The sequence below is a fragment of the Streptomyces tropicalis genome (genome assembly GCF_029269835.1).
In the GTDB taxonomy this organism is placed as follows: Bacteria; Actinomycetota; Actinomycetes; order Streptomycetales; family Streptomycetaceae; genus Streptomyces; species Streptomyces tropicalis.
Genome location: NZ_JARJBB010000009.1, coordinates 17,935 through 42,877, shown reverse-complemented (window position 1 = coordinate 42,877; position 24,943 = coordinate 17,935). Strand labels below are relative to the sequence as shown.

Sequence of the window (24,943 nt, the reverse complement as noted above, 5' to 3'; positions counted from 1 at the left end):
GCCGCCGGCGGCCCGCACCCCGTCAGTGGTGGAAGCCGGTCGCCGCCTGCCGGTCCCGGGTCAGCGGATGCGGCTGCCGGCGCAGCTCGGGCAGCAGCCGGTTGAGGTCCTCCAGGAACAGCTCGGCGAGGTCCGACGAGAACCCGTTGCGGCAGACCACCCGCAGCACCGACAGGTCCTCCCGGTTCGGCGGGAAGGTGTAGGCGGGCAGCAGCCACCCGTTCTCGCGCATCCGCCGGGAGACGTCGAAGACGTCGTACGCCGAGACGTCCGGGCCGGTGGTGAAGGCGAACACGGGCAGCTCGTCGCCGCGGGTCAGCAGCCGGAAGTCGCCCAGCGCCTCCACCCGTTCGGCGAGCCCGCCCGCCACGTCCCGCGTGGTCTGCTGCACCATCCGGTAGCCCTCGCGGCCCAGCCGCAGGAACGTGTAGTACTGCGCGACGACCTGGGCGCCCGGCCGGGAGAAGTTGAGCGCGAAGGTCGGCATGTCGCCGCCCAGGTAGTTGACCCGGAACACCAGCTCCTCGGGCAGGGCGTCCGCGTCGCGCCACAGCGCCCAGCCGACGCCGGGGTAGACGAGGCCGTACTTGTGCCCGGAGGTGTTGACGGACGCCACCCGCGGCAGGCGGAAGTCCCAGACCAGGTCCGGGTCGAGGAACGGCGCGACCATGGCGCCGGAGGCGCCGTCCACGTGCACGGGGATGTCGAGCCCGGTCCGCTCCTGGAGCGCGTCCAGGGCCGCGCACAGCTCCGCGATCGGCTCGTAGGAGCCGTCGAAGGTGGACCCGAGGATGCCGACGACCCCGATGGTGTTCTCGTCGCACAGCTCCGCCGCGGCCTGCGGGTCGAGGTGGTACCGGTCGCCCTCCATCGGGACCTGGCGGGCCTCCACCTCCCAGAAGTTGCAGAACTTCTCCCAGCAGACCTGGACGTTGACGCCCATCACCAGGTTCGGCCGTGCGTCGCGCCCGGGGTAGCGGTCCGCGTTGCGCCGCGTCCAGCGCCGCTTCAGGGCCATCCCCGCAAGCATGCACGCCTCGCTCGAACCGGTCGTGGAACAGCCCACGGCGGCGGACGGGTCCGGGGCGTTCCACAGGTCGGCGAGCATCGCCACGCAGCGCTTCTCCAGCTCGGCGGTGCGCGGGTACTCGTCCTTGTCGATCATGTTCTTGTCGCGGCACTCGTTCATCAGCACCCCGGCCTGCGGCTCCATCCAGGTGGTGACGAAGGTGGCCAGGTTCAGGCGGGAATTGCCGTCCAGCATCAGCTCGTCGTGCACGAGCTGCGCCGCCGCGGTGGGCGGCAGGGGCCCGTCCGGGAGCCGGTGCTTGGGCGGGGCCTCGGTCATCTCGACGGCCGGGTTCGCCTCCCCGTAGAAGGGGTTGACGGACGCGGGGCGTTCGTCGGGCTTGCGGGGTCCTTGGTGGAGCGGCATGAACGGGCCTCCTGGCGGATCGGCGTTCTCGGCTGGTGTCGTCCTACTGCGTCCCGGTGCCCGGCCGGAAGGGACGGCCGGGGCCGCGGCCGGGCGCACCGGCCCGGTGCGGGATGCCGTCCCGCGGCGGTGGGCGGGCCGCCGGCGGCCCGCCGGGTCTCATCGCACCGACGTTCCGTCCTCCTTCAGCTGCATCTGCGGCCGCCCCGTCACCAGCAGCCAGGCCGGCAGCGTGGCCACGCACAGCAGGGTGAGGATCGTCGGCGAGGCCACCAGGACCGCGGCCGTGAACAGGCTCAGCCAACCCTGCCGGGTGATGGCGAGGAGGAGTCCCAGCACGCCCGCCGCCACGCCCAGAGCGGGGTCCACCGCGGGCACCAGGGCGTGCGCGCACAGACCGAAGGCGGTGCCGATGAAGACGGACGGGAAGATCCGGCCGCCGCGGAAGCCGCAGGACGCGGCGACGACGAGCGCGGCCAGCTTGACCACCGTCATGGCGGCGAACTGGCCCGCCGACCAGCCGCCGGGGTCGCGGGCCAGCTCCTCCACCTCGGACAGTCCCTTGAAGAGCGTCAGGCGGCCGCCCAGCACCCCCAGCAGGCCCAGCGCCACGCCGCCGAGCGGCAGTGCCAGCATCGGGTGGCCCAGCCGCCCGAAGGCCCGGTGCACGTGCGGGAAGGCGCGCACCGCGCACATGCCGAGCAGGGCGGCCAGGGGCGCGACCACCAGCACGGCCAGCAGGTCGACCCAGTGCGGCCTTCCCGGTTCGGGCAGGTGCAGGTCGAAGGTCGGATGGGCCACCAGGGTGGCGGTCACGGACCCGACCGCCGCGGCGGCCAGCGGTGCGAAGACGTTGTCCCACAGGGCCCCCTTCAGGGGCTTGCCGGCCAGCGCCTCGGAGATGACCAGCGCCGCCGCCACCGGGGTACCGAACAGCGCGCCGATGGTGGCCGCCTCCGCCAGCGACGACCACACCCCGCCCGGCAGCCGGGGCAGCAGCTTCCGGCCCAGCCAGAAGGCGAGTCCCACGTTGACGGCGATGACGGGGTTCTCCGGGCCCAGGCTGGGGCCGCCCGCCAGCATCAGCGCGGCCGCCACCAGCAGCCCGGGCAGCACGCGCGGGGGCATGGGGGGCGCGGCCAGTCCCATGGTGGCCGGGTCGGGGCCCGCGTGCCCCGGGGCCTTCCAGACCACCAGGCCCACCGCGACGCCGGTCGCGGTGAGCATGATCATGATCCAGGCGGCCGAGTACGGGCCGATCCCGAGGGCCTCGGGCAGGGTGCCCCACAGCACCCGCTGCAGCCGCTCGGCCAGCCCGCTCACCAGCAGATAGAGCAGACTGGCGCCGACGCCGACAGCGACGGCGGGCACGATCAGCGGCAGCAGGACGCGCGCCGGGGCCGCGGGGGTGCCGGCGGCCTCCTGAGCGGTGTCCTGGGCCACCCGCTCACGATAAACGGGCAAAAGCGACACAACATCCGGAAGGCGGGACGCGCTTGCCCCCCGGGAGTGCCCGGCCCGGGGCCGGGGGAGCCGGGCTTGCACCTCACGCGGCGTCAGGGCCGACGGTGGACGGCGACGGAGAGAAAGGAGCGGACATGGGCTACTCCGTGGGACAGGTCGCCCGTTTCGCCGGGGTGACGGTGCGCGCGCTGCACCACTGGGACGGCATCGGACTGCTCGTCCCCGGCGGGCGCAGCCACGCGGGCCACCGGCGGTACACCGACGCCGACCTGGAGCGGCTTCAGCAGATCCTGTTCTACCGGGAGCTCGGCTTCCCGCTCGAGGAGGTCGCGGCCCTGCTCGACGATCCGGACGCGGACCCGCAGGTCCACCTGCGCCGCCAGCACGACCTGCTGAGCACCCGGATCGAGAAGCTGCAGAAGATGGCCGCGGCCGTGGAACACGCCATGGAGGCACGCAGGATGGGCATCAACCTCACCCCCGAGGAGCGGTTCGAGGTCTTCGGCGACCAGGACCCGGAGCAGTACGCCGACGAGGCGCGGCAGCGCTGGGGCGGCACGGAGGCGTACGCCGAGTCGCAGCGCCGCGCCGCCCGGTACACGAAGGACGACTGGAAGCGCATCCAGGCGGAGACGGACGACTGGAACGCCCGTTACGCCGCCCTGGTGACCGCCGGGCACCCGGCGGCCGGCGAGGAGGCCATGGACCTCGCCGAGGAGCACCGGCGGCACATGGGCCGGTGGTTCTACGACTGCCCCCACGCCATGCACCGCTGCCTGGGGGAGATGTACGTCGCCGACGCGCGCTTCACGGCCCACTACGACGCCCTGGCGCCGGGCCTGGCCGCGCACCTCAGGGACGCGATCCTCGCCAACGCCGCCCGGCACGGCGCCTGACGCCCCGGCCCGGGTGTGGCGGACGTCACTCCCGGGCCAGGACCACCGCCGTGCCGTACGCGCACACCTCCGTGCCCACGTCCGCCGCCTCGCTCACGTCGAAGCGGAAGGCCAGCACCGCGTTGGCGCCCCGCGCGCGTGCCTGCTCCACCAGCCGCTCCATGGCCTGGTTGCGGGTCTCCACCAGGGTCTTGGTGAGCCCCTTGAGCTCGCCGCCGATCATCGCCTTCAGGCCCGCGCCGATCTGGCTGCCCAGGTGCCGCGAGCGCACGGTCAGCCCGAAGACCTCGCCCACGACCTGCTCCACCCGGTAGCCGGGCACGTCGTTCGTCGTCACGACCAGCACGTCCGCGCGCGGGCCCTGCCCGCCGCCGTAGTCCTCGATACCCATGGCTCACAGCCTGGGCCCCCGCAGCCCGCCGTGCATCCTGTCGGCACCCGTGGAACCCGGGCCGTACACCGAGCGTTGATAGCTTTGTGCGGCCCCACCCCCCGACACCGCACCAGCCCACCCCCAGGAGCCCGGAACCGTGACGACGCTTGCCCTCGGCCCGAGCTGGCTCGATCCGAACCACCTCCTCCAATCGTTCGGCATATGGGGCCTGCTCCTGGTGGTCTTCGCCGAGTCGGGCCTGCTCGTCGGCTTCTTCCTGCCGGGCGACTCCCTGCTCTTCACCTGCGGCCTGCTGATCACCTCGGGCCAGCTGCACTTCCCGCTGTGGGGTGCCATCGCCCTGATCTGCCTCGCCGCGGTCCTGGGCGACCAGGCGGGCTACATGTTCGGCAGGAAGGTCGGCCCGTCCCTCTTCTCCCGCCCCGACTCACGCCTCTTCAAGCAGGAGAACGTGGTCAAGGCGCACGAGTTCTTCGAGAAGTACGGCCCGAAGTCCCTGATCCTGGCCCGATTCGTGCCCATCGTGCGCACCTTCACGCCGATCATCGCCGGCGTCAGCGGCATGAAGTACCGCTCGTTCCTGATCTTCAACGTCATCGGCGGTGCCCTGTGGGGCGCGGGCGTCACCCTGCTCGGCTCCTGGCTCGGCAACATCGCGGTCGTGAAGGACAACATCGAGGCGATCCTGATCCTGATCGTCCTCGTCTCGGTGGTCCCGGTCGCCATCGAGGTCCTGCGGGCCCGCTCCAAGGCCGCCAAGGCCCCTCGGGAGGAGCCGGCCGCCCCCGCAGGGCCGCAGCAGCCCACCCTGGACGACGCGACGACCCGGCTGCGCCGCGTCGAGCCGGCCTCCCCGGATCCCGCGCAGGCCCCCGGCGCGCCCCGCGGCGGCGCCCGCCCGTACCCGCGCCAGGAGCAGCAGCCGTACGGCGGTCCCGGCCAGGCTTACGGGGACCGGGCGTACCCGGACCAGGCGTACGGAGACCGCACCCACGGGAATCAGGCCTACGGAAATCAGGCCTACGGGGACCGGGCCTACGGCGATCAGGGGTACGGCGACCGGCAGCACCACGAAGGCGGCCGGTACGCGCGGCCGCAGTACCCCGGGCAGCAGTACGCGGACCAGGGCCACGCCGGCCAGGGGTACGCGGACCCGCAGCACGCGGACCGGGGACACGCCGGCCAGGGGTACGCGGACCCGCAGTACGCGGACCGGGGACACGCGGACCCGCAGTACGCGGACCCGCAGGCGTACGCCCGGCCGCAGTACCCGGGCCGGCACGGCGGAGACCCGTCGTACACGCAGGGGCAGCACCCGGACCGGCAGAGCCCGCAGCAGGCGTACCCGCAGCCCCCGGAGCAGGCGTATCCGCAGCAGCAGTACCCCCGGCAGCCGTACGGCGGCCAGGACGGCGACGGGCGGGGCGGCCGGCCCCACCCGCACGGCCAGGACCCCTACCGGACGTGAGACCGGCGCGGGCGGTCAGAAACCCCTGGTGCGCTTGGCCGCCCGCCGCCCCTCGGCCGAACCGCCGGGCAGCCTGAGGAACAGCCGGGAGATCTCCGACCCGAGGTTCACGCCGATCGCGATCGCCATGGCCAGCGACACCGCCTTGGCCAGCGACACGAGCCCCTTGTCCACGTTGTTCTGCGCGATGGACAGCAGCCCGAAGTAGGTCGCCGAACCGGGCAGCAGCGGACCGATCGCCGCCGTGGTGAACGGCAGCGCGGACGCGAAGCGGTAGCGCGACAGCAACTGCCCGAAGAGGCCCACCAGGCCCGCGGCCGCCGCCGTGGAGGCCACCGGCGACAGATCGCCGACGTAGTGCATCGCGCCGTACACCGTCCAGGCGACGCCGCCGTTGAGGGTCACCCACAGGACCGTGGAGCGCTCCTGCTGGAGCAGCACCGCGAAGGTCAGCGACAGCAGCATCGACGCCACGATCTGCAGCACCGGCCGCTCGCTGACGCTCAGCGCCACGTCCGGGTCGAGCTGGGCGCCCACCTTCACGCCGAAGTACAGCACCAGCAGCACGCCGGCGACGATGCCGACGAAGAAGTACATGACCTCCAGCAGACGCGCGGAGGCGGTGATGTAGAAGCCGGTCAGGCCGTCCTGCACGCCCGCCACCAGCGCCCGGCCGGGCAGCAGCGCGAACAGCCCACCGGTGATGACCGCGGACGCGTTCACCTCGACGTGCGCCACCGTCAGCGCGACCCCGAGCGCCGCCGGGGGCATCGCCGCGACCGTGAACTGGTAGAACTCCGGAAGTCCGCGCCCCGCGCACAGCCACGCCAGCCGGTCGCCGAGCATCGCGCCGAGCGCGGCCGCGACGAACACGATCAGATCGCCGCCGACCAGCACCGAGGCCGCACCGGCCAGCAGCCCGGCGGCAGCGGTGAGGGCCCAGCCCGGGTACGGGTGACGGTTTCGGCGGATCTCCGCGAGCCGCCGGTAGGACTCCTCCAGCGACAGGTGGTTCTCCGGGTCGCTCAGGTCGTCGACGAGCCGGAACACGGCCGCGAGGCGGGTGTAGTCGGTGCCGCGGCGGCGGACCGTGCGCGCCGCCGTCACCGGGTCGTCCACCAGCGACGGCTGGTAGGAGATCGACAGCAGCGTGAAGGTGACGGTCGGCTCGCAGCGGTCCAGGCCGTAGGAGCGGCAGACCGCGAACATCGCCGCCTCCACGTCCTCGGCGCCCTCGCCGCCCGCGAGCAGCAGCTCGCCGATACGCAGCGTCAGGTCCAGCACGCGCGGGACGGCCGGGCCCTCCTCCTCCGCCTTCTGCACCGGCTCCAGCGCCGGACGCTCGGTGACCGGCATGCGCAGCATCGTGCGCATCCGGTCCTGCCAGGGGGCGTCCTTGGTCAGGCTGACCAGGGGGATGCCGTTCGGCGGAGTGAAGGCGGCGGGCGCCCCGCTGCTGCTGTACAGGCTCGGCGTGCTGAACGCCGACCCCTCGCTCTCCGCGGCGTGAGAGGAGACGTCGAGCCCGTCCGGGACCGCGAACTCCGAGGTCGTCTCCGGCGACTCCCCCCCGGTTCTGGGGACGACCAGCCCCTGGGGGAGCGCGAACTCCGAGGTCGTGGACGACTCGCCGTCGACCGAGGACGCCACGGCCGCCCGGGCGGGAGGCCGGAACGCACTCCTCGCCTCGTCCGACTGCGGCTTGCGGTCCTCCGCATCCGTCACTGAGCAACGCTCCCTGAACGACACCTTCCGTAAGCCTCAGTATGCGCACCGGAACGCGAAAGGGCCGCGTCGCCCCCCGTGATCAAGAGGTGCGCGCGGCCCCGGACGCCGGACGGATCAGTGACCGTGCTCCTGGGCGCGCTTGATCGACCGCTCGATCTCGGCCTCGGCCTCGGTCCGGCCCACCCAGTTGGCGCCCTCGACCGACTTGCCGGGCTCCAGGTCCTTGTAGACCTCGAAGAAGTGCTGGATCTCCAGGCGGTCGAACTCCGACACGTGGTGGATGTCCCGCAGGTGCTCCACGCGCGGGTCGGACGCCGGCACGCACAGCAGCTTGTCGTCGCCGCCGGCCTCGTCCGTCATCCGGAACATGCCGATCGCACGGCACTTGATGAGGCAGCCGGGGAACGTCGGCTCGTCCAGGATCACCAGCGCGTCCAGCGGGTCGCCGTCCTCGCCGAGCGTGTTCTCGACGAAGCCGTAGTCGGCCGGGTAGCTGGTCGAGGTGAAGAGTCGACGGTCCAGGCGGATCCGACCGGTCTCGTGGTCCACCTCGTACTTGTTCCGCGAACCCTTCGGGATCTCGATCGTGACGTCGAACTCCACCGGTGGCTCCTCCATGATCAACACATAGTTCTGGTGGTTAAGTGTCCCTCACGCACGTGTGTGATCGCGAAAGGGGCTGGTGGTCGTGCCGGAGCTGAAGGCATGGCGTGCCGCGAGGCCGCGCCTGGCGCGGGTCGCGCGGACCGCTCGGCCGCATGTCGTACGGGCCGCACGGACCGTCCGGCCGCGCCTCGCACGGTGGACGCGCGCGGTGCGGCCGCGGCCCGCCGGGCGGGGGGCCTGGCGGTACACCGCGGGTGCCGTCTCCGCGGGGCTGGCGCTGGCCGCCGGTGTGGCCGCCGTCGCCGGTCCCTGGGACTCCTCCGGTCAGCGTACGGCCGAGCGGGACCGGGCCGCCGCCCAGGGGCCCGCGGGTGGCGCAGATCACGGCGACGGGTCCGATTCGTCCGGAGCCGGGGATCCGCAGACCGCGATCAGCGCCGCCCCGGTGCTGGTCGGCCTCGGCCGGTCGGCGAACACCGTCAGGTCCGCCTCGGGCGGCCCCGCGCTCGCCGACGTCCTCGGCCCGCTGCTCGCCGACCCGGCGCTCGGCGCCCGCCACGGCGCGGCCGTCGTCGACATCGCCACGGGCCGGCGGCTCTTCGGCGAGGGCACGGACGACGCCCTCACCCCCGCCTCCACCACCAAGATCGCCACCGCGACCGCCGCGCTGTCCGCGCTCGGCGCCGACCACCGCCTCACCACCCGCGCCGCCCTGGAGCCCGGCACCGGGGAGCTGGTCCTCGTCGGCGGCGGCGACCCCACGCTCACCGCCCGGAAGGACGCCCGGGGCTGGGCGTCCCTGCGCACCCTCGCCGCGAACACCGCCGCCGCCCTCAAGAAGCGCGGCACGTCCCGCGTGACCCTGTCCTACGACACCACCCTCTACGCCGGGACCGGCCTCCACCCCATCGGCGTCAACGACAACCTCGCCGCGGTCAGCGCCCTGACGGCCGACGAGGCCCGCACCGACGGCTCCACCAGCGGTCCCGCCCCCCGCGCGGCCGACCCGGCCGCCGACGCCGCCCGCAGCTTCGGCCGGTTCCTCAACGCGCAGGGCATCACGACCACGGCCCCCGGCCCCTCCAAGGCCACCGCCCGCGCCACCACCCTGGCCGCCGTGTCCTCACCGCCGCTGTCCGCCCTGGTCGAGCGGATGCTCACCAACAGCGACAACGACATCGCCGAGGCCCTCGCCCGCCAGACCGCCGCCGCGACGGGGCGCCGCCCCGACTTCCAGGGCGGCGCCGCCGCGATCGCCGACCGGCTCGCCCGGCTCCACCTGCCCCTCGCCGGCGCGGCCTTCCACGACGGCAGCGGACTCGACCGCTCCGACCGGCTCACGGCCGACCTGCTCACCGCCCTGCTGACCAAGGCCGGCGACCCCGCCCACCCCGAGCTGCGCCCCGTCCTCACCGGCCTGCCCGTCGCCCACTTCACCGGCACCCTCAGCGGCCGCTACAAGGGCGGTGCCGCCGGGGTCGTCCGGGCCAAGACGGGCACCCTGACCGGCGTGAACACGCTCGCGGGCACGGTCGTGGACCGCGACGGCCGGCTGCTCGCCTTCGCCTTCCTCGCCCAGGACACCACCGGCCCCGACACCGCCCAGGCGGCCCTGGACCGCACCGCGACCGCCCTCGCCGGCTGCGGCTGCCGCTGACCCCCGGCGGCTCCCGCACGCCGCGCCGCCCACCGCCCCGCACCGGCCCAGCGCCCTCCGGCGCACCGGCCGGTCCGGGCGGTGCAGGACCCGCGGGCCCTGCCCCGGGCGGCGCTGCTCACGTACCGTTGACGCATGACGAGCATCGGTGGTGCTGCCTCTTCCGGGATGGTCGACTGGAATCTCGCGGTCGCGACCGCGACCCGGCTCGTACGGCCCGGCCCCGAGATCAGCCGCGACGAGGCCGGGGCCGTCGTCGCCGAACTGCGCCGGCACGCCAAGGCCTCGGAGCAGCACGTGAGGGGCTTCACCCGGCTGGGCACCGGCGACGTCCACGACACCCCCGTCCTGGTCGTCGACCGGCCGGGCTGGGTGCGGGCCAACGTCGCCGGGTTCCGCGAGATCCTCCGCCCGCTGCTGGAGAAGATGCAGGAACGGCGCGGTGCCACCCCCGGCGGCTCGGTCCTCGGCGCCGTCGGCGGCAAGGTCACCGGCGTCGAACTGGGCATGCTGCTGTCGTTCCTCGCCTCCCGGGTCCTCGGCCAGTACGAGACCTTCGCCCCCTCCACCCGCGACCTGCCCGCCGGTGACGGCGGCGGGGGACGGCTGCTGCTCGTCGCCCCCAACATCGTCCACATCGAGCGCGAACTCGACGTGCAGCCGCACGACTTCCGCCTCTGGGTGTGTCTGCACGAGGAGACCCACCGCACGCAGTTCACCGCGGTGCCCTGGCTCCGCGACCACCTCGAGGGCGAGATCCAGTCTTTCCTCGCCGAGACCGACGTCGACCCCGGTGCCTTCCTGGAGCGCATCCGTGAGGCCGCCCAGTCGCTCGCCGGAGGCCGCCCCGAGGGCGAGGAGAGCGACGGCGGCCGCTCCCTGGTCGAACTGGTCCAGAGCCCGGCGCAGCGCGAGATCCTCGGCCGCCTCACCGCCGTCATGTCCCTCCTGGAGGGACACGCCGACTTCGTCATGGACGGCGTCGGCCCCGACGTCGTGCCGAGCGTCGCGGAGATCCGCGAGAAGTTCCAGCAGCGGCGCGCCAAGGGCGCCTCCCGCCTCGACGCGGCCCTGCGCAAACTGCTCGGCCTCGACGCCAAGCTGCGCCAGTACCGGGACGGCGAACGCTTCGTCCGCGCCGTCGTGGACCAGGTCGGCATGGACGGCTTCAACCGCGTCTGGACCTCGCCCAACACCCTCCCCACCAAGGCGGAGATCGCCAAGCCCGCCGACTGGATCGCCCGCGTGCACCGCCGCCCGGAGCCGTGAGCGACCCGTGCGCGCCATGAACCGGATCCGGCCGACGGCAGGTAAACGTCGCTCCATTCACCCGTCCGAGGGACCGTGGGCCATGCGTAGGCGTGCAATGCTCGGGGAACGGCCCGTTTCTGTCACCATCGACACACTCTGAGTGACCGATCCTCGGGCTCACCCCCCGAAAACTCCGTGAAGGGAACCGGACATGGGTCCCCATCCTGCGGTCGCGGCGATACGCCTGGCGGTACGCCGCGTCCTCCACGACATCCTCAACGAGCAGACCTCGGGCCACGCCGCCGAGCCGCTGCCGCCCGCGCGCACCGCGCAGGGCGCCCTGCACGCCCCCCGGCGCGAACAGCCCGCGCGCGGCGTCCTGCCCGCGCCGCAGAGCGCCGGGCCCGGACGCCGGCCCGCCCCGCCCGGGCGCCCACCGGCACCGCTCGTGCTCGTCGCCTGCTCCGGCGGCGCCGACTCCATGGCGCTCGCCTCCGCCCTCGCCTTCGAAGCCCCCAAGCTGGGTCTGCGCGCGGGCGGCATCACCGTCGACCACGGCCTGCAGCCCGGCTCGGACCTGCGCGCCGAGGAAGTCGCCCTGCGCCTGCGCGAGCTCGGCCTGGACCCGGTCGAGTCGGTCGCCGTGGCCGTCGGCCGCGAGGGCGGCCCCGAGGCCGCCGCCCGGGACGCCCGCTACGCGGCCCTCGACGCCACCGCCGAACGCCACGGCGCCGCCGCGGTCCTGCTCGGCCACACCCGCGACGACCAGGCTGAGACCGTCCTGCTCGGCCTCGCCCGCGGATCCGGCATCCGCTCCCTGTCGGGCATGGCCGCGGTCTCGGGGACCGGCGGCCGCTACCGCCGCCCCTTCCTGCACATCGACCGGCAGACCGCCCGCAAGGCCTGCATGGTCCAGTCCCTGCCCGTCTGGGACGACCCGCACAACGCCGACCCCGCCTACACCCGGTCCCGCCTCCGCCACGAAGGGCTGCCGGCCCTGGAGAAGGCCCTGGGCAAGGGTGTCGTCGAGGCCCTGGCCCGCACCGCCCAGCTCTCCCGCGACGACGCCGACGCGCTCGACATCTGGGCCGGCCAGGCCGAGGCATCCGTCCGCGACGCCGCCGGCCGCCTGCAGTGCGACAAGCTCTTCGCCCTGCCGCCCGCCGTGCGCCGCCGGATCCTGCGCCGTGCCGCCATCGACGCCGGCGCTCCGGCCGGTTCCCTCTTCGCCCGGCACATCGAGGAAGTCGACCGGCTGATCACCGGCTGGCGCGGTCAGGGGGCCATCAACCTGCCGGGCCGGGTCGTCGCCCAGCGGCAGGGTGGCAGACTGGTGATCCGGCAAGGCTGAATCCCTCCCCCTCGGGAGGCGCCCGGTCGGCCCCCGAGGGGGCCGGTCCGGACGGTCGGCCCCTCCTGCGGGAGAGGCCGGGACAGCCGGTGGGACGACCGAAAGTGATGCGGGTGGACGCGAAAGACATGGGTGCCGACCTCCAGCAGGTACTCATCACCAAGGAAGAGATCGACGCCAAGCTGGCCGAGCTGGCCGCGAAGATCGACGCGGAGTACGCGGGCAAGGACCTGCTGATCGTCGGCGTCCTCAAGGGCGCGGTGATGGTCATGGCCGACCTCGCCCGGGCGCTGTCCACCCCGCTCACCATGGACTGGATGGCGGTGTCCTCCTACGGGGCGGGCACCCAGTCCTCCGGCGTGGTGCGGATCCTCAAGGACCTCGACACCGACATCAAGGGCCGCCACGTCCTGATCGTCGAGGACATCATCGACTCGGGCCTGACCCTGTCCTGGCTGATCTCCAACCTCGGCTCGCGCGAGCCCGCCTCGCTGAAGGTCTGCACGCTGCTGCGCAAGCCCGAGGCCGCCAAGGTCGCCATCGACGTGGAGTGGGTGGGCTTCGACATCCCCAACGAGTTCGTCGTCGGCTACGGGCTGGACTACGCCGAGAAGTACCGGAACCTGCCGTTCGTCGGTACGCTCGCGCCCCACGTGTACGGCGGCTGACCCTCGGAGGGCCCAAGAGCCGTACGGTGATCGGGAACCTCGGGGGGCCTGCGGCCGTTGGAGCATGCAGACGGGAACGCCGGGCCGCCCGTGCGGCTTCGGGTCACCATGCTGGGGTACCGTCAGAAGAACTGTCTTATCAAACTCACTGTGGCAGGAGGGACGGGGCGGCACCGCTCCGTATGGATGGACGTGAAGCGATACTTCCGTGGGCCGGTCATGTGGATCGTGCTGGCCGTCCTTGCCGTGGTCGTGTTGATGCAGGTCGTCGGCTCGTCCGGCGGCTACAAGACGGTTGACACCGGCCAGGTCGTTGCAGCGATCAACGACAACAGGGCCCAGTCGGCCAAGCTGACCACCGGCGACGAGCAGACCATCAAGGTCGAGCTCAAGGACGGGCAGAAGGTCGAGGGCAGCTCGAAGATCCAGGCGAGCTACATCGGCGACCAGGGCGTGACCGTCGCCAACATGCTGCAGACCAAGTACCAGGACAAGCAGATCCCGGACGGCTACACGGTCTCGCCGTCCAAGCAGAACCCGTTCGTCGGCGTCCTGCTCTCCCTGCTCCCCTTCGTCCTCATCGTCGTCGTCTTCCTGTTCCTGATGAATCAGATGCAGGGCGGCGGCTCCCGGGTCATGAACTTCGGCAAGTCCAAGGCCAAGCTCATCACCAAGGACACCCCGAAGACGACGTTCACCGACGTCGCCGGCGCGGACGAGGCCGTCGAGGAGCTCCACGAGATCAAGGAGTTCCTGCAGGAGCCGGCCAAGTTCCAGGCCGTCGGCGCCAAGATCCCCAAGGGTGTGCTGCTGTACGGCCCGCCCGGCACCGGCAAGACCCTGCTCGCGCGCGCCGTCGCGGGCGAGGCCGGCGTCCCCTTCTACTCGATCTCCGGTTCCGACTTCGTCGAGATGTTCGTCGGTGTCGGTGCCTCCCGGGTCCGTGACCTCTTCGAGCAGGCCAAGGCCAACGCGCCCGCCATCGTCTTCGTCGACGAGATCGACGCGGTCGGCCGCCACCGCGGCGCCGGCCTCGGCGGCGGTCACGACGAGCGCGAGCAGACGCTGAACCAGCTGCTCGTCGAGATGGACGGCTTCGACGTCAAGGGCGGCGTGATCCTCATCGCCGCGACCAACCGCCCGGACATCCTGGACCCGGCGCTGCTGCGTCCCGGCCGCTTCGACCGGCAGATCGCGGTCGACCGCCCGGACATGCAGGGCCGCCTGGAGATCCTCAAGGTCCACCAGAAGGGCAAGCCGGTCGCGCCCGACGTCGACCTGAGCGCCGTCGCCCGTCGTACCCCCGGCTTCACGGGTGCCGATCTCTCCAACGTGCTGAACGAGGCCGCGCTGCTGACGGCCCGCTCGGACAAGAAGCTGATCGACAACCAGATGCTGGACGAGGCGATCGACCGCGTGGTCGCGGGCCCGCAGAAGCGGACCCGGATCATGTCGGACAAGGAGAAGAAGATCACCGCGTACCACGAGGGCGGTCACGCCCTGGTCGCGGCGGCCTCGCCGAACTCCGACCCGGTCCACAAGATCACGATCCTCTCGCGCGGCCGTGCCCTCGGCTACACGATGGTCCTGCCGGACGAGGACAAGTACTCCACCACCCGCAACGAGATGCTCGACCAGCTGGCCTACATGCTGGGCGGGCGCGCGGCGGAGGAGCTCGTCTTCCACGACCCGACCACCGGCGCGGCCAACGACATCGAGAAGGCCACCTCCACGGCCCGCGCGATGGTCACGCAGTACGGCATGACCGAGCGGCTCGGCGCCATCAAGTTCGGCGGCGACAACACCGAGCCCTTCCTCGGCCGTGAGATGGCCCACCAGCGCGACTACTCGGAAGAGGTCGCCGCCCTGGTGGACGAGGAAGTCAAGAAGCTCATCGAGAATGCGCACAACGAGGCCTGGGAGATCCTGGTCGAGAACCGCGACGTCCTCGACAACCTCGTCCTGGCCCTCCTGGAGAAGGAGACCCTGGGCAAGGAGGAGATCGCCGAGATCTTCGCCCAGATCGTCAAGCGCCCGCCCCGGCCCGCCTGGACCGGTTCCTCCCGGCGCACGCCGTCCACCCGCCCGCCGGTGCTCTCCCCCAAGGAGCTGGCACTGACCAACGGTGCGAACGGCGCCTCCCCGGCGATCAGCACCGTGAAGTCGACGGCGACGGAGCCCGGCCCGGCGACCGAGCAGGCTCCGGAGGACCGCCGGGACACCTGACCGGCCCTTACCGGCCCCGGAATGAATGCCGCGCCCCCCGAGGTTCTAGCCTTGGGGGGCGCGGCATGTCCGTATGTCCGCAGATGAGGCGCGTGGCCCACACGCGTGACACGCACAGGAACGAGGCTTCAGATGACCGACCCCGTGACGCTGGACGGCGAGGGGACCATCGGCGAGTTCGACGAGAAGCGCGCCGAGAACGCCGTCCGCGAGCTGCTGATCGCGGTCGGCGAGGACCCGGACCGCGAGGGCCTGCGCGAGACCCCCGCCCGGGTGGCCCGGGCCTACCAGGAGATATTCGCCGGCCTGCGCCAGCAGCCCGAGGACGTCCTGACCACGACCTTCGACCTGGGCCACGACGAGATGGTGCTGGTGAAGGACATCGAGGTGCTGAGTTCCTGCGAACATCACCTCGTGCCGTTCGTCGGCGTGGCCCACGTCGGCTACATCCCGTCCGTGGACGGCAAGATCACGGGCCTTTCGAAGCTCGCCCGGCTCGTGGACGTCTACGCGCGCCGCCCGCAGGTGCAGGAGCGGCTCACCACGCAGATCGCCGACTCGCTGATGAAGATCCTCGAGCCGCGCGGAGTGATCGTCGTCATCGAGTGCGAGCACATGTGCATGACGATGCGGGGCGTCCGGAAGCCGGGTGCGAAGACCATCACGTCGGCGGTGCGCGGCCAGCTGCGGGACTCTGCCACGCGCAACGAGGCGATGAGCCTGATCATGGCGCGATAGGCCCGAGCCCTCACTCCCTACGGCTGCCGCCTCGACCCCTGCCCGGGACTCCTGGTGGCCGGCCGTCCGGTGCGCGGGCCCTGGTGGTCAGGCCGCCGGCTCCGTGCCGTTGTGGTCCTCGTCGTCGTCCTCGGGGAGTTTGCAGACGCGCTCCAGGAAGAGGGCGGCCGCTATCACGGCGATGCCCGCGAGGACGGAGAAGCCGGCGTAGAAGGCCTGGTCGCGGCGGGCGGGGATGTCCAGCAGTTCGAGCAGGAAGACGCCCGTGCCGCCGTACATGCCGGCGACCAGGGCGGCCACCAGGGCGCTGGCCTGGCCGAAGACGACCGCGCGGGCGGCCATCAGCGGGTCGACGCCCTTGGCGCCGGGGCGGCGCTCGCGCTGGGCCCGCAGGCGGGCGCGCAGGGAGAGCGCCGTGGACAGCAGGACCACGGCGATCAGTGCGAGGACGATGGGGGCGGCCAGGGGGACGCTGGGGAGGGTCCCCACGGAGTTCCACAGGCGGGCGCCCGCCCACGACAGCACGCCGGCGACGACGAACACGCCGGCCAGCACCCTGATGCGCAGCTCTTTCACGGTCTTCCTTCAGCTCCCCCGGACTGTGGGTCGGCGGCTCGTCCCGGTCCGGTCGCGACCCGGTCGGAGCGGGCGTCGTCTGGTGCCGTGACGTGTCTCCGGCGTCAGGGCGTGGCGCGCAGGTCCCGCCTGCCCGGCGGTGCGGCGCGCACGCCCTAGACCTTAACGACTACTCGGGCAGCCGGAGTTCCAGGTCGGCGCGCGGCGCGACGCCGGACCGGGTGACGGTGCCGAGGAGGTGGGCCACGGGGCCGCGGCCGGGGAGCTGCGCCTCCACGTCGACGTCGTGCCAGGGGGCCAGGACGAAGGCGCGCTCGTGGGCCCGCGGGTGGGGGAGGGTCAGCTGCGGGTCGTCGGAGACGACGTCGGCGTAGGAGACGATGTCGACGTCGATGGTGCGCGGGCCCCAGTGCTCGTCCCGGACCCGGTTGAAGGCCTCCTCGATGGCGTGTGCGCGCTCCAGGAGCGAGGACGGCGGGAGGGTCGTCTTCAGCACCACGACCGCGTTGAAGTACGACGGCTGGGTGCCGGGCTCGACGCCCCAGGGCTCCGTCTCGTAGACGGGGGAGACGGCCTTGATGCGGACCCCGGGGGTGTCCTCGAGGGCGTCGACGGCCCCCTGGAGGGTCTCCAGGCGGTTGCCGAGGTTCGAGCCGAGGGAGACCACTGCGCGTTTGGGGTTGGACAGCGTCGTGTCGGCGGCGTCGACCTGGTCGACGACGGAGGCGGGGACCGGCTGGACGGTCGGGTCGTGGGGACCCTTGGTGAACGGTGCGGTCATACTCGGCTCCGGGTGATGGTGACGGTCACGTCGTCGAAGGGGACGGTGATCGGCGCGTCGGGCTTGTGCACGCAGACCTCGACCTCCTCGACCCCCTCGTGCTTCAGGCACACCTGGGCGATGCGCTCGGCCAGGGTCTCGATGAGGTTCACGGGCTCGCCCTCGACGGCGGCCACGACCTCCTCGGCCACGATGCCGTAGTGGACGGTCTTCGCCAGGTCGTCGCCGGCCGCGGCCGGGCGGGTGTCCAGGCCCAGCACCAGGTCCACGATGAAGGTCTGCCCCTCTTCGCGTTCCTTGGGGAACACTCCGTGGTGCCCGCGGGCCTTCAGGCCGCGCAGCGCGACACGATCCACGCGAATCACTCCTGCAATCGTCGGTGGCGACCGGTGGTCACCGCGTGCGGGCGGTGCACCGGCCTCGAACGAATCTACCTGCGGGCACGGACAGAGCCGGGACGCGGGGAGGCGGGCCGGCACCCGGACCGGAAGGGTTCACGGTGCGTTTCCCCTGGAGAACCCGGCTGCCACGGCTCGGTAGCCGCCCCTACCCCGAGACCGTGATTCCAACCACTTCTTCGCTCCTGCGGAGGTGCCTACCCACTCAGGTGGGTGTCTCGTCGTCCTCGTCCCCGCTGTTTTCGGCCAGAACCGGTGAGGCGTGGTGCGACCAGAGCTTCCAGCCCGCGCCGGTGCGCCGGAACACGTTCGTGGCGACCACGAGCTGTCCCACCAGTGGGCCGAGCTCGTCCTCGCCCTGCGGCGGGGGCCCGCCGCTGAGGATGTTCTCGGTGCAGGTCACCAGGGCGGTGTCGCCGGTGACGGACACATGGACGTCGGTGAGGAAGAACTGGATGTAGTCGGTGTTCGCCATGATCAGCGCGTACGACCTGAGGACCTCGCCGCGGCCGGTGAGCACCGGCCAGCCGGGGTGCACGCAGGAGATCACGCCGGTGTCGGCGGGGTCGTGCCACTCCTCGTCGACGCCCAGGTCGGAGGGGGTGAGCCAGAGCGAGGACAGCGCGTCGAAGTCGCCCCGCTCCAGTGCTTCGTAGAACGCGGTGTTGGCCGCCTCGACCTCTTCGACGTCGGTGTGGGGCGCGCTCACCGGGCCTCTTCCGGGGTGCTCCCGCCCGGCGTGATTCCGCCCGGCGTGTGTGCATGGCCGCGTGCCTCCTCCACGGCCTGTGCGACCCGTACGGCGTCCGCCGTGGCGCGGACCTCGTGGACGCGCACCGCCCACGCGCCGGCGTGCGCCGCGAGTGCGGACACGGCGGCCGTGGCGGCGTCGCGCTCCCGGGCCGGTGGCGGGGCGCCCTCGGGGCCGGCCAGGACCCGGCCGAGGAACCGCTTGCGGGAGGCGGCGACCAGCACGGGGTGGCCGAGGCCGAGCAGGCGGTCGAGGTGGGCCAGGAGCGCCAGGTCGTGCTCGGCCTCCTTGGAGAAGCCGAGGCCGGGGTCGACGACGATCCGCTCCGGGGCGACGCCGCCGTCCAGGACGGCCTCCACGCGTGCGCGCAGCTCGTCGGCGACCTCGGTGACGACGTCCTCGTACACGCCCTGCACGGCGCCGCCCTGCAGGAAGCCGCGCCAGTGCATGACGACGAAGGGGGCGCCCGCCTCGGCGACGACGGGGACCATGGCGGGGTCGGCGAGGCCGCCGCTGACGTCGTTGACGAGCGCGGCGCCCGCGGCGAGCGCCTGGGCGGCGACGGAGGCGCGCATGGTGTCCACGGAGACCGCGACGCCCTCGGAGGCCAGCCCGCGGACCACGGGGACGACCCGCCGCAGCTCCTCGGCCTCGTCCACGCGGGTGGCGCCGGGGCGGGTGGACTCGCCTCCCACGTCGACGAGGTCGGCGCCCTGCGCGACCAGGTGCAGGCCGTGCTTGACGGCCGCGGTGGTGTCGAACCAGCGGCCGCCGTCGGAGAAGGAGTCGGGGGTGACGTTGACCACCCCCATGACCGCGCAGCGGTCCCACGCAGGGAGGCCCGCCACGCGGCCGCGTGCGCTGTGATTGCTCATACGTTCAGCCTAGGGTCTGTTCCGGGTGCCGCCGCGATCCCGGGGCCAGCGCGAAGCCCCCGGCCGGGGACCGGGGGCTTCGCGCTGTGGGGGGAGGCCGGCCGTGCGGTCCGGCTCCGGGGTCAGGCCGCGCGCATGTCGTGCTCGGCGACCGTGTGGGTGCAGGGGCGGGCGGCGGCGGAGCGGCGGCGCAGGAAGCGCGGCAGCGGCAGGGCGATGTCGACGAAGCCCTCGGCCTGCATGGCGGCGAAGCCGATGCGGGGCAGGTCGGCGGAGGCCCGGTAGACCACGAACCGCGGTTCCCAGCGGGGCTGGAACTTGGCGTTGAACTTGTACAGCGACTCGATCTGGAACCAGCGGGAGAGGAAGACCAGCAGTCCGCGCCAGGCGCGCAGCACCGGGCCGGCGCCGATCTTCTCGCCGCGGGCCAGGGCCGAGCGGAACATCGCGAAGTTCAGCGAGATGCGCTGGATGCCGAGCTTGGGCGAGGCCTGGAGCGCGGCGACGATCAGCAGCTCGTTCATGCCGGGGTCGGCGGAGCGGTCGCGGCGCATCAGGTCCAGGGAGACGCCGTCCGTGCCCCAGGGCACGAAGTGCAGGACCGCCTTCAGGTCGCCGTAGGGGCCGGCCGCGTCGTCCGCCTTGTGCGCGGTGGCGATGAGGCAGTCCTGGTCGGCGGGGTCGCCGATGCGGCCGAGGGCCATGGAGAAGCCGCGCTCGGTGTCGGTGCCGCGCCAGTCCTCCGCGGCGTGCCGGATCCGGTCCAGCTCGGCCTCGCCGATGTCACGGGTGCGCCGTACCCGGGTTTCGTAGCCGGCCCGCTCGATGCGCTTGACCATCTGACGGACGTTGCGCATCGCGCGTCCGGCGAGGGAGAAATCCGCGACGTCCACCACCGCCTCGTCGCCCAGTTCCAGGGCGTCCAGGCCGGTCTCCCGGGTCCACACCTCGCCGCCGGTCTCGGAGCAGCCCACGACCGCGGGCGTCCAGGAGTGGGCCTTGGCCTCGTCCATGAAGCGCTCGATGGCGCCCGGCCACGCCTCGACGTCGCCGATCGGGTCGCCGCTGGCGAGCATCACGCCGGAGACGACGCGGTAGGTCACGGCGGCCTTGCCGCTGGGGGAGAAGACGACGGCCTTGTCGCGGCGGAGCGCGAAGTGGCCGAGGGAGTCGCGGGCGCCGTGCTTGTCGAGCAGGGCGCGCAGCCGGGACTCGTCCTCCTCCGTCAGGCGGGCGGCCGGGTGCTCGGGCCGGAAGGCGAGGTAGACGGTGGTCACCGCGGTCAGCCAGCCGAGGGCGCCGAGGGACATGGCGACGGTCCAGGAGGTGGCGCCCTGGTAGTAGACGGGGCCCTCGAAGCCGAACAGGCCGTAGACGACGTGGGTGAGGCGGTCGGCGACGCTCGGGTTGCCCACCATGCGGTGCGGGTGGACGCTGACGATGATCATCCCGAGGACGAGCGAACCGGCGCTCATGAGGACGAAGTTGGCCAGTGCCTTCCAGCGGCTGCGCGGGTCCGGCAGGGCGGCGAACTCCGATCGGTGGATCAGCAGGGGCGCGAGCAGCGCCAGTGCGATGACCACGCCGATGACGGAGTGCCGGTAGACGAACTCCGCGGCGGCGCCGGCCGGCAGCAGGGCCACGGCCGCCCGCCAGGCCCGGCGCTTGCGGCGCTTCAGGCCGTGCGCGAGCAGCAGCAGGAGGACACCCGCGCTGAGTGAGAGCGCCGCGGCGAACGGGCCGAACGAGCCCGGCAGCACCTCGGCGATCTCGTGCATGCGGCTGTGCCGGAAGCGCGGGAAGACGCCCGCGGCGATGTCGAGGAGACCCACGACCGCGCAGGCGGTGCCGACCAGTGCCGGAACGGCTTCGGGGCGCGGACCGCGCAGTACGCGCCGCACTTGGGTTGATCGGCTCGGAACCCGGTCAGACATTTCCCCATCTATCCTGACAGACATCGCATCCCGTAGTTCTGCGAGAGACCTTGAATCCGGTGCCGATCCGGGCATCCGGCGACATTGCGCCCTCTAGGACGGTGTCTCGGGGAGGAAGGTTCACTCCCCACCGGAAAGTCGGGACAAAGGCAAGGGAAAGGCCGGGGCAAGTCCACGCGAAGGAGCGTCGGCGGAGCGGCCGGGAAGTGCAGGCAGGGAAGGGCCCATGGGTCTCACGAGCAACAAAGTGCTGGTACTGGCGGTCCTGTTGGCCGTGCTGCTGTTTGCGGGCACGGTGTGGCTTTGGCCACACCTGGCGCGCCGCACCTGGCAGGCCGTCAGCGGGCGCGTCGGCATGCTGCTGGCCACCCAGGTCGCGCTCTTCGCCTGCGCGGGCCTGGTCGCCAACCAGAGCTTCGGCTTCTACGCCAGCTGGGCGGACCTCCTCGGCGAGGAGACGGACCAGGGCGTCGTCGTCGACAACAACGGCGGCTCCACCGGCGGCCCGCTCCAGGTGGTCGGCACGCAGCAGATGTCGTTGTCGGGGGGTGGGCGGCCGCAGCTGTCCGGCCAGATCCAGAAGGTCGACATCGTGGGCCGCACGACGCACATAGCGTCGCCCGCGTCCGTCTACCTGCCGCCGGAGTACTTCCAGCCGCAGTACCGCAACCGCACGTTCCCCGCGGCCGTGGTCCTCACCGGCTACCCGGGGACGACGCAGGCGCTGGTGTCGAAGCTCAAGTACCCGGAGACGGCGCAGAACCTCGCCAAGGACGGCCGGATGCAGCCGATGATCCTGGTGATGCTGCGTCCGACGGTGGCGCCGCCGCGGGACACCGAGTGCGTCGACATTCCCGGCGGCCCGCACACCGAGTCGTTCTTCGCCCGCGACCTGCCCGACGCGCTGCTCGCCCACTACCGGATCGGCAGGAAGCCCGGCAGCTGGGGCATCATCGGTGATTCCACCGGCGGTTACTGCGCGTTGAAACTCGCCGTGCACCATCCCGAGGTGTATGCCGCGGGCGTCGGCCTTTCCCCTTACTACAAGGCGCCGATCGACCCCACGACCGGCGATCTCTTCCACCGGAACAAGGCCCTGCAGAATCGCGCCGACCTGGCATGGAGCATCAGGCACCTGCCGGCTCCGAACACGTCGCTGCTGGTCACCAGCAGCCGTCTCGGCGAAACCAACTACAAGGCGACGCTGGCCTTCATCAACGCGGTGCGGGCCACGAATAAGACGCGGATCGCGTCGATCATCCTCGCCAGCGGCGGCCACAACTTCAACACGTGGCGGCGCGAGATCCCCGGTGCGCTGCAGTGGATGAGCGGACGGCTGAGCGACCTCTGAAATGATCTTGATTGGGGAGGGGAAATGCACGCGGAACTCCTGATGTCGCGTGAAGGACTCGGTAGGGCTGCCTTTTTGCGGCCCGGGGCTCCGCGATTCGCCTACGCGCGGTAAGTTTCTGGCCATGCCACGTGGACGTCACCGCCATTCCCCGCCCTTGCACAGGCTTCTGCCTCCTTCGGCGATCGCCGGTGTCGCGCTCGTCTGCGCCCTCGGCCCCTGGGTGTTCGCGGCACCGATGGTGCTGCGCTCCCTGGCGGCGGCCGGCGCGGCGACGGCGGCGCTCGGCGCGTTCGTCATGCGCCGCTGGGACGTGCAGGCGGGCAAGCAGGTCGCCGACCTCACGCGCGCGCGGGCGGGTGACGAGTGGCGCTTCGAGGAGCGGGTCGCCGAACTGGAGACCGACCTGGAGGAGTCCCGCGAACTGCGCGGCCGCCTGGAGCAGAAGCTCCGCGCGAAGCGTGCGGAGCTGGCGGGCCTGCGCAACGAGCACGCCTCGCTGCTGAGGCGGTACGCCACGGCGGAGACCGAGCGGGCGACCGCCCTGGAGGGCCGGCGCCTGCTGGAGATCGAGGCGTCCACCGATGCGCGCGCGCTGCCCCCGGGGACGGACGACCGGACCGGGCGGCCCGCGGCGGTCGACGAGGACGTGCCCCCGGCGCGCGACGAGGAGGTGGCGGACCCGCAGGCGGCAGCCCCCACGCCCGCCCACGAGGGGACCACGGCGTCCGGCGGGACGGCGGACGCAGGGTCCGACATCGATGCCGGAGCCGGTACGCCGGGCCCGCGGGAGGCGCGCGCGGAGGAGGCGGAGGAGTCCCCCCGGACGTCCCCCGTCTTCTCGCCCGAGGGCTCCCAGTTGTTCCTGCGCGCGGGGGCGGCGCTGTCCCGCCTCGACGCCGACGCGGAGACGGAGACCGAGGCGCACCGGGACGCGGAAGCGCCGGAGGACGCCAAGACCCGCAGCGACGCGGACGTGCGGGCGGACACCGGTGGGGACGGATCCCAGGGTGCCGCCCCGGACGCGGACGGATCCCGCGACGCCGCTCCGGACCCGGACGGCGACGAGGCGCCCGGGACCGACGGCACGGCGACGGCCGGTCCGGACACGGCCCGCCCGGCCGGGGCGTCCGCCCCCGCGCGGGACGGCGGTCCGGCGGCTCACGTCACGGACGCCCGCTCCATCGCGGACGCCGGCCGCACGGCCCCGACGCGATCCGCATCCGCGGACCCCGCCGCGGCCCCCGAGGGCACCGTGCCCGCCGGACCCACGGACGGCGGTCCCGGTACCGGGGCCGCCCCCGTACAGGAGGACGAGGCGGAGGGGAAGTCCACGGCGGCCGGCGCGCACGAGCACGCGGTCGCCGCCACCACTCCCTCCGCAGCGGCGCAGCCCTCGGGCCACTTCACCGTGCCGACCGCGGTGGCCGTCGTGCCGGCCGCGCCCGCGCGGCGCCCGGTCGTCGAGGGCGGGTTCGACTTCTTCGGCACCCAGAAGGGCGGGGCGGCCACCGAGCTGGAGGCCGTCCAGAACGAGGACCTGGCCGACGTGGTGGGGCAGGAGGCCCTGGCCCTGCACAAGGCCGAGGCCGAGTCCCGGTACAAGCCGGCCGCCGCGACCGCCCGCGAGGCGGGCCAGGTCATCGACCTGACGGAGCACGACGAGACCGAGCAGATCGACGTGCAGGGGCTGCGCAGCGCGGCCTCCTGACGGGCGGCCGTGGACGGCGGGGCCGCCGGTGGACGAGGGAACGCAGGACGGGCGCGGTGCCGTGAGGCACCGCGCCCGTCGTGTTCGGGCCGTCCGGCCGGGCGTCCCTCCGCCCCCTCCTCGAGCGTTCGGCCCGGGTCCGCAGCAGCGCGGCCGCCTCCCGCGCGCCCCGCAGCCGCGCCGTGACCGTCCTGCCCGCCCCCGGTCCCCCCGCACGTCGGCGACGCCCCACCGGCGCTGCCAGGCCCCTGGACCAGCCGGGCGCGGCGCACCCGGGCGTGCGGCACCAGCGCGAGCCGCCGCGGCACCGGGCCGTACCGCGCGGCGAACACCGCGTCCGTGACGACGAGTCCATGGCCCCGCCACCACACCGGCACGCACCACCGGGCGCGTCGCGGCGGGCGCGCTCCCGGGTCCGCCTCCGGCACGCGCACTCCCGGCAGCACCCGGGCGACGACCTCCGCGGCGCCCGTGCGCGGAGCAACCGGCAGGAGCACGGTGCCGGACGACCCGGCGGCGTCCGGCTCGACCCGCCCCCACCCCGGCCGCCGCGTCGGCGGTTCCACGATCCGCACCGCCTGCACCCGCTCCGGCGGCACCGTCCCGTGGGCGCGGTCCAGCAGCCCCCGCTCGACGCCCCCGCGTCCTCCCTCCCCGCTCCCCGTCTCCACGGGGCCGGCGTAC

Annotated in this window: 20 protein-coding genes and 2 pseudogenes; 10 read left to right on the top strand and 12 right to left on the bottom strand. The window is 73.1% G+C overall.

The window, feature by feature from the left end; translation table 11 throughout:
• Nucleotides 1-22 precede the first annotated feature (22 nt).
• Nucleotides 23-1,435 (bottom strand): glutamate decarboxylase, encoded by a 1,413-nt coding sequence (gene gad / locus P3H78_RS18790; RefSeq protein WP_276110196.1) that lies wholly within the window; start codon nt 1,433-1,435, stop codon nt 23-25.
• A 159-nt stretch (nt 1,436-1,594) separates the two neighbouring features.
• Nucleotides 1,595-2,878 carry an ion channel protein gene (locus tag P3H78_RS18785; protein WP_276110195.1) on the bottom strand — a complete coding sequence of 428 codons (1,284 nt, stop codon included), beginning with the start codon at nt 2,876-2,878 and terminating at the stop codon, nt 1,595-1,597.
• A gap of 155 nt (nt 2,879-3,033) precedes the next feature.
• Between P3H78_RS18785 and P3H78_RS18780 the strand changes: the two genes are divergently transcribed.
• Nucleotides 3,034-3,795, top strand: coding sequence for a MerR family transcriptional regulator (locus P3H78_RS18780; protein WP_276110194.1), 762 nt, complete (start codon nt 3,034-3,036; stop codon nt 3,793-3,795).
• A gap of 25 nt (nt 3,796-3,820) precedes the next feature.
• On the opposite strand, the gene P3H78_RS18775 is transcribed toward P3H78_RS18780, so the two are convergent.
• The gene (locus P3H78_RS18775) at nt 3,821-4,186 is read right to left on the bottom strand and encodes a YbjQ family protein (protein WP_276110193.1); all 366 of its coding nucleotides are present in this window, start codon (nt 4,184-4,186) and stop codon (nt 3,821-3,823) included.
• 139 nt (nt 4,187-4,325) lie between these two features.
• Here P3H78_RS18775 and P3H78_RS18770 point away from each other — a divergent pair.
• A pseudogene (locus tag P3H78_RS18770) lies at nt 4,326-5,366 on the top strand (DedA family protein); the annotation flags it as partial.
• A gap of 306 nt (nt 5,367-5,672) precedes the next feature.
• Here the strand turns inward: P3H78_RS18770 and P3H78_RS18765 are convergent.
• Together P3H78_RS18765 and P3H78_RS18760 are read right to left on the bottom strand one after the other, a co-directional pair.
• Complete coding sequence (locus P3H78_RS18765) at nt 5,673-7,382, bottom strand: threonine/serine exporter family protein (RefSeq protein ID WP_276110191.1); 1,710 nt, start codon at nt 7,380-7,382, stop codon at nt 5,673-5,675.
• 117 nt (nt 7,383-7,499) lie between these two features.
• A complete protein-coding gene (locus P3H78_RS18760) occupies nt 7,500-7,988 on the bottom strand; it encodes an inorganic diphosphatase (protein ID WP_276110395.1) in 489 nt (162 codons plus the stop codon).
• Between the two features lie 79 nt (nt 7,989-8,067).
• On the opposite strand from P3H78_RS18760, the gene dacB reads away from it, so the two are divergent.
• From dacB to folE, 6 genes are all read left to right on the top strand, one after another.
• Nucleotides 8,068-9,648, top strand: a complete 1,581-nt coding sequence (gene dacB, locus P3H78_RS18755; protein ID WP_276110190.1) for a D-alanyl-D-alanine carboxypeptidase/D-alanyl-D-alanine endopeptidase — start codon at nt 8,068-8,070, stop codon at nt 9,646-9,648.
• 135 nt (nt 9,649-9,783) lie between these two features.
• Nucleotides 9,784-10,917, top strand: a complete 1,134-nt coding sequence (locus P3H78_RS18750; RefSeq protein WP_276110189.1) for a zinc-dependent metalloprotease — start codon at nt 9,784-9,786, stop codon at nt 10,915-10,917.
• 193 nt (nt 10,918-11,110) lie between these two features.
• The gene (tilS, locus tag P3H78_RS18745) at nt 11,111-12,250 is read left to right on the top strand and encodes a tRNA lysidine(34) synthetase TilS (protein WP_276110188.1); all 1,140 of its coding nucleotides are present in this window, start codon (nt 11,111-11,113) and stop codon (nt 12,248-12,250) included.
• A gap of 107 nt (nt 12,251-12,357) precedes the next feature.
• Nucleotides 12,358-12,918: a hypoxanthine phosphoribosyltransferase gene (gene hpt / locus P3H78_RS18740; RefSeq protein WP_276110394.1), complete on the top strand. Its 561-nt coding sequence runs from the start codon at nt 12,358-12,360 to the stop codon at nt 12,916-12,918.
• 186 nt (nt 12,919-13,104) lie between these two features.
• Nucleotides 13,105-15,144 (top strand): ATP-dependent zinc metalloprotease FtsH, encoded by a 2,040-nt coding sequence (gene ftsH, locus P3H78_RS18735; RefSeq protein ID WP_276110187.1) that lies wholly within the window; start codon nt 13,105-13,107, stop codon nt 15,142-15,144.
• A gap of 132 nt (nt 15,145-15,276) precedes the next feature.
• Nucleotides 15,277-15,882, top strand: a complete 606-nt coding sequence (gene folE, locus P3H78_RS18730; protein WP_276110186.1) for a GTP cyclohydrolase I FolE — start codon at nt 15,277-15,279, stop codon at nt 15,880-15,882.
• 87 nt (nt 15,883-15,969) lie between these two features.
• On the opposite strand, the gene P3H78_RS18725 is transcribed toward folE, so the two are convergent.
• From P3H78_RS18725 to P3H78_RS18700, 6 genes are all read right to left on the bottom strand, one after another.
• A complete protein-coding gene (locus tag P3H78_RS18725; RefSeq protein WP_276110185.1) occupies nt 15,970-16,458 on the bottom strand; it encodes a DUF3180 domain-containing protein in 489 nt (162 codons plus the stop codon).
• Between the two features lie 169 nt (nt 16,459-16,627).
• Nucleotides 16,628-17,239 (bottom strand): 2-amino-4-hydroxy-6-hydroxymethyldihydropteridine diphosphokinase, encoded by a 612-nt coding sequence (gene folK, locus P3H78_RS18720; protein ID WP_276110184.1) that lies wholly within the window; start codon nt 17,237-17,239, stop codon nt 16,628-16,630.
• Nucleotides 17,236-17,595 carry a dihydroneopterin aldolase gene (gene folB / locus P3H78_RS18715; protein ID WP_276110183.1) on the bottom strand — a complete coding sequence of 120 codons (360 nt, stop codon included), beginning with the start codon at nt 17,593-17,595 and terminating at the stop codon, nt 17,236-17,238. The genes folK and folB overlap by 4 nt, the downstream gene beginning before the upstream one ends.
• Nucleotides 17,596-17,842: 247 nt before the next feature.
• Nucleotides 17,843-18,346 carry a nuclear transport factor 2 family protein gene (locus P3H78_RS18710; protein ID WP_276110182.1) on the bottom strand — a complete coding sequence of 168 codons (504 nt, stop codon included), beginning with the start codon at nt 18,344-18,346 and terminating at the stop codon, nt 17,843-17,845.
• Complete coding sequence (folP, locus tag P3H78_RS18705) at nt 18,343-19,263, bottom strand: dihydropteroate synthase (protein WP_276110180.1); 921 nt, start codon at nt 19,261-19,263, stop codon at nt 18,343-18,345. Before folP ends, P3H78_RS18710 begins: the two co-directional genes overlap by 4 nt.
• A gap of 122 nt (nt 19,264-19,385) precedes the next feature.
• Nucleotides 19,386-21,197 carry a phosphatidylglycerol lysyltransferase domain-containing protein gene (locus P3H78_RS18700; RefSeq protein ID WP_276110179.1) on the bottom strand — a complete coding sequence of 604 codons (1,812 nt, stop codon included), beginning with the start codon at nt 21,195-21,197 and terminating at the stop codon, nt 19,386-19,388.
• Nucleotides 21,198-21,423: 226 nt separating this feature from the next.
• On the opposite strand from P3H78_RS18700, the gene P3H78_RS18695 reads away from it, so the two are divergent.
• Together P3H78_RS18695 and P3H78_RS18690 are read left to right on the top strand one after the other, a co-directional pair.
• Nucleotides 21,424-22,548 (top strand): alpha/beta hydrolase, encoded by a 1,125-nt coding sequence (locus tag P3H78_RS18695; protein WP_276110178.1) that lies wholly within the window; start codon nt 21,424-21,426, stop codon nt 22,546-22,548.
• Nucleotides 22,549-22,672: 124 nt separating this feature from the next.
• Nucleotides 22,673-24,259 carry a hypothetical protein gene (locus P3H78_RS18690; RefSeq protein ID WP_276110177.1) on the top strand — a complete coding sequence of 529 codons (1,587 nt, stop codon included), beginning with the start codon at nt 22,673-22,675 and terminating at the stop codon, nt 24,257-24,259.
• Here P3H78_RS18690 and P3H78_RS18685 read toward each other — a convergent pair.
• Nucleotides 24,189-24,888 (bottom strand): annotated as a pseudogene (locus tag P3H78_RS18685) (PH domain-containing protein); the annotation flags it as partial. The gene P3H78_RS18690 and the pseudogene P3H78_RS18685 overlap by 71 nt on opposite strands.
• Nucleotides 24,889-24,943 lie beyond the last annotated feature (55 nt).

What these genes read in the sequence shown, in the direction of transcription:
- gad (WP_276110196.1), bottom strand. Translation starts at nt 1,435, where the DNA reads ATGCCGCTCCACCAAGGACCCCGCAAGCCCGACGAACGCCCCGCGTCC.
- P3H78_RS18780 (WP_276110194.1), top strand. Translation starts at nt 3,034, where the DNA reads ATGGGCTACTCCGTGGGACAGGTCGCCCGTTTCGCCGGGGTGACGGTG.
- P3H78_RS18775 (WP_276110193.1), bottom strand. Translation starts at nt 4,186, where the DNA reads ATGGGTATCGAGGACTACGGCGGCGGGCAGGGCCCGCGCGCGGACGTG.
- P3H78_RS18750 (WP_276110189.1), top strand. Translation starts at nt 9,784, where the DNA reads ATGACGAGCATCGGTGGTGCTGCCTCTTCCGGGATGGTCGACTGGAAT.
- tilS (WP_276110188.1), top strand. Translation starts at nt 11,111, where the DNA reads ATGGGTCCCCATCCTGCGGTCGCGGCGATACGCCTGGCGGTACGCCGC.
- hpt (WP_276110394.1), top strand. Translation starts at nt 12,358, where the DNA reads ATGCGGGTGGACGCGAAAGACATGGGTGCCGACCTCCAGCAGGTACTC.
- ftsH (WP_276110187.1), top strand. Translation starts at nt 13,105, where the DNA reads ATGGACGTGAAGCGATACTTCCGTGGGCCGGTCATGTGGATCGTGCTG.
- folE (WP_276110186.1), top strand. Translation starts at nt 15,277, where the DNA reads ATGACCGACCCCGTGACGCTGGACGGCGAGGGGACCATCGGCGAGTTC.
- folK (WP_276110184.1), bottom strand. Translation starts at nt 17,239, where the DNA reads ATGACCGCACCGTTCACCAAGGGTCCCCACGACCCGACCGTCCAGCCG.
- folP (WP_276110180.1), bottom strand. Translation starts at nt 19,263, where the DNA reads ATGAGCAATCACAGCGCACGCGGCCGCGTGGCGGGCCTCCCTGCGTGG.
- P3H78_RS18700 (WP_276110179.1), bottom strand. Translation starts at nt 21,197, where the DNA reads ATGTCTGACCGGGTTCCGAGCCGATCAACCCAAGTGCGGCGCGTACTG.
- P3H78_RS18695 (WP_276110178.1), top strand. Translation starts at nt 21,424, where the DNA reads ATGGGTCTCACGAGCAACAAAGTGCTGGTACTGGCGGTCCTGTTGGCC.
- P3H78_RS18690 (WP_276110177.1), top strand. Translation starts at nt 22,673, where the DNA reads ATGCCACGTGGACGTCACCGCCATTCCCCGCCCTTGCACAGGCTTCTG.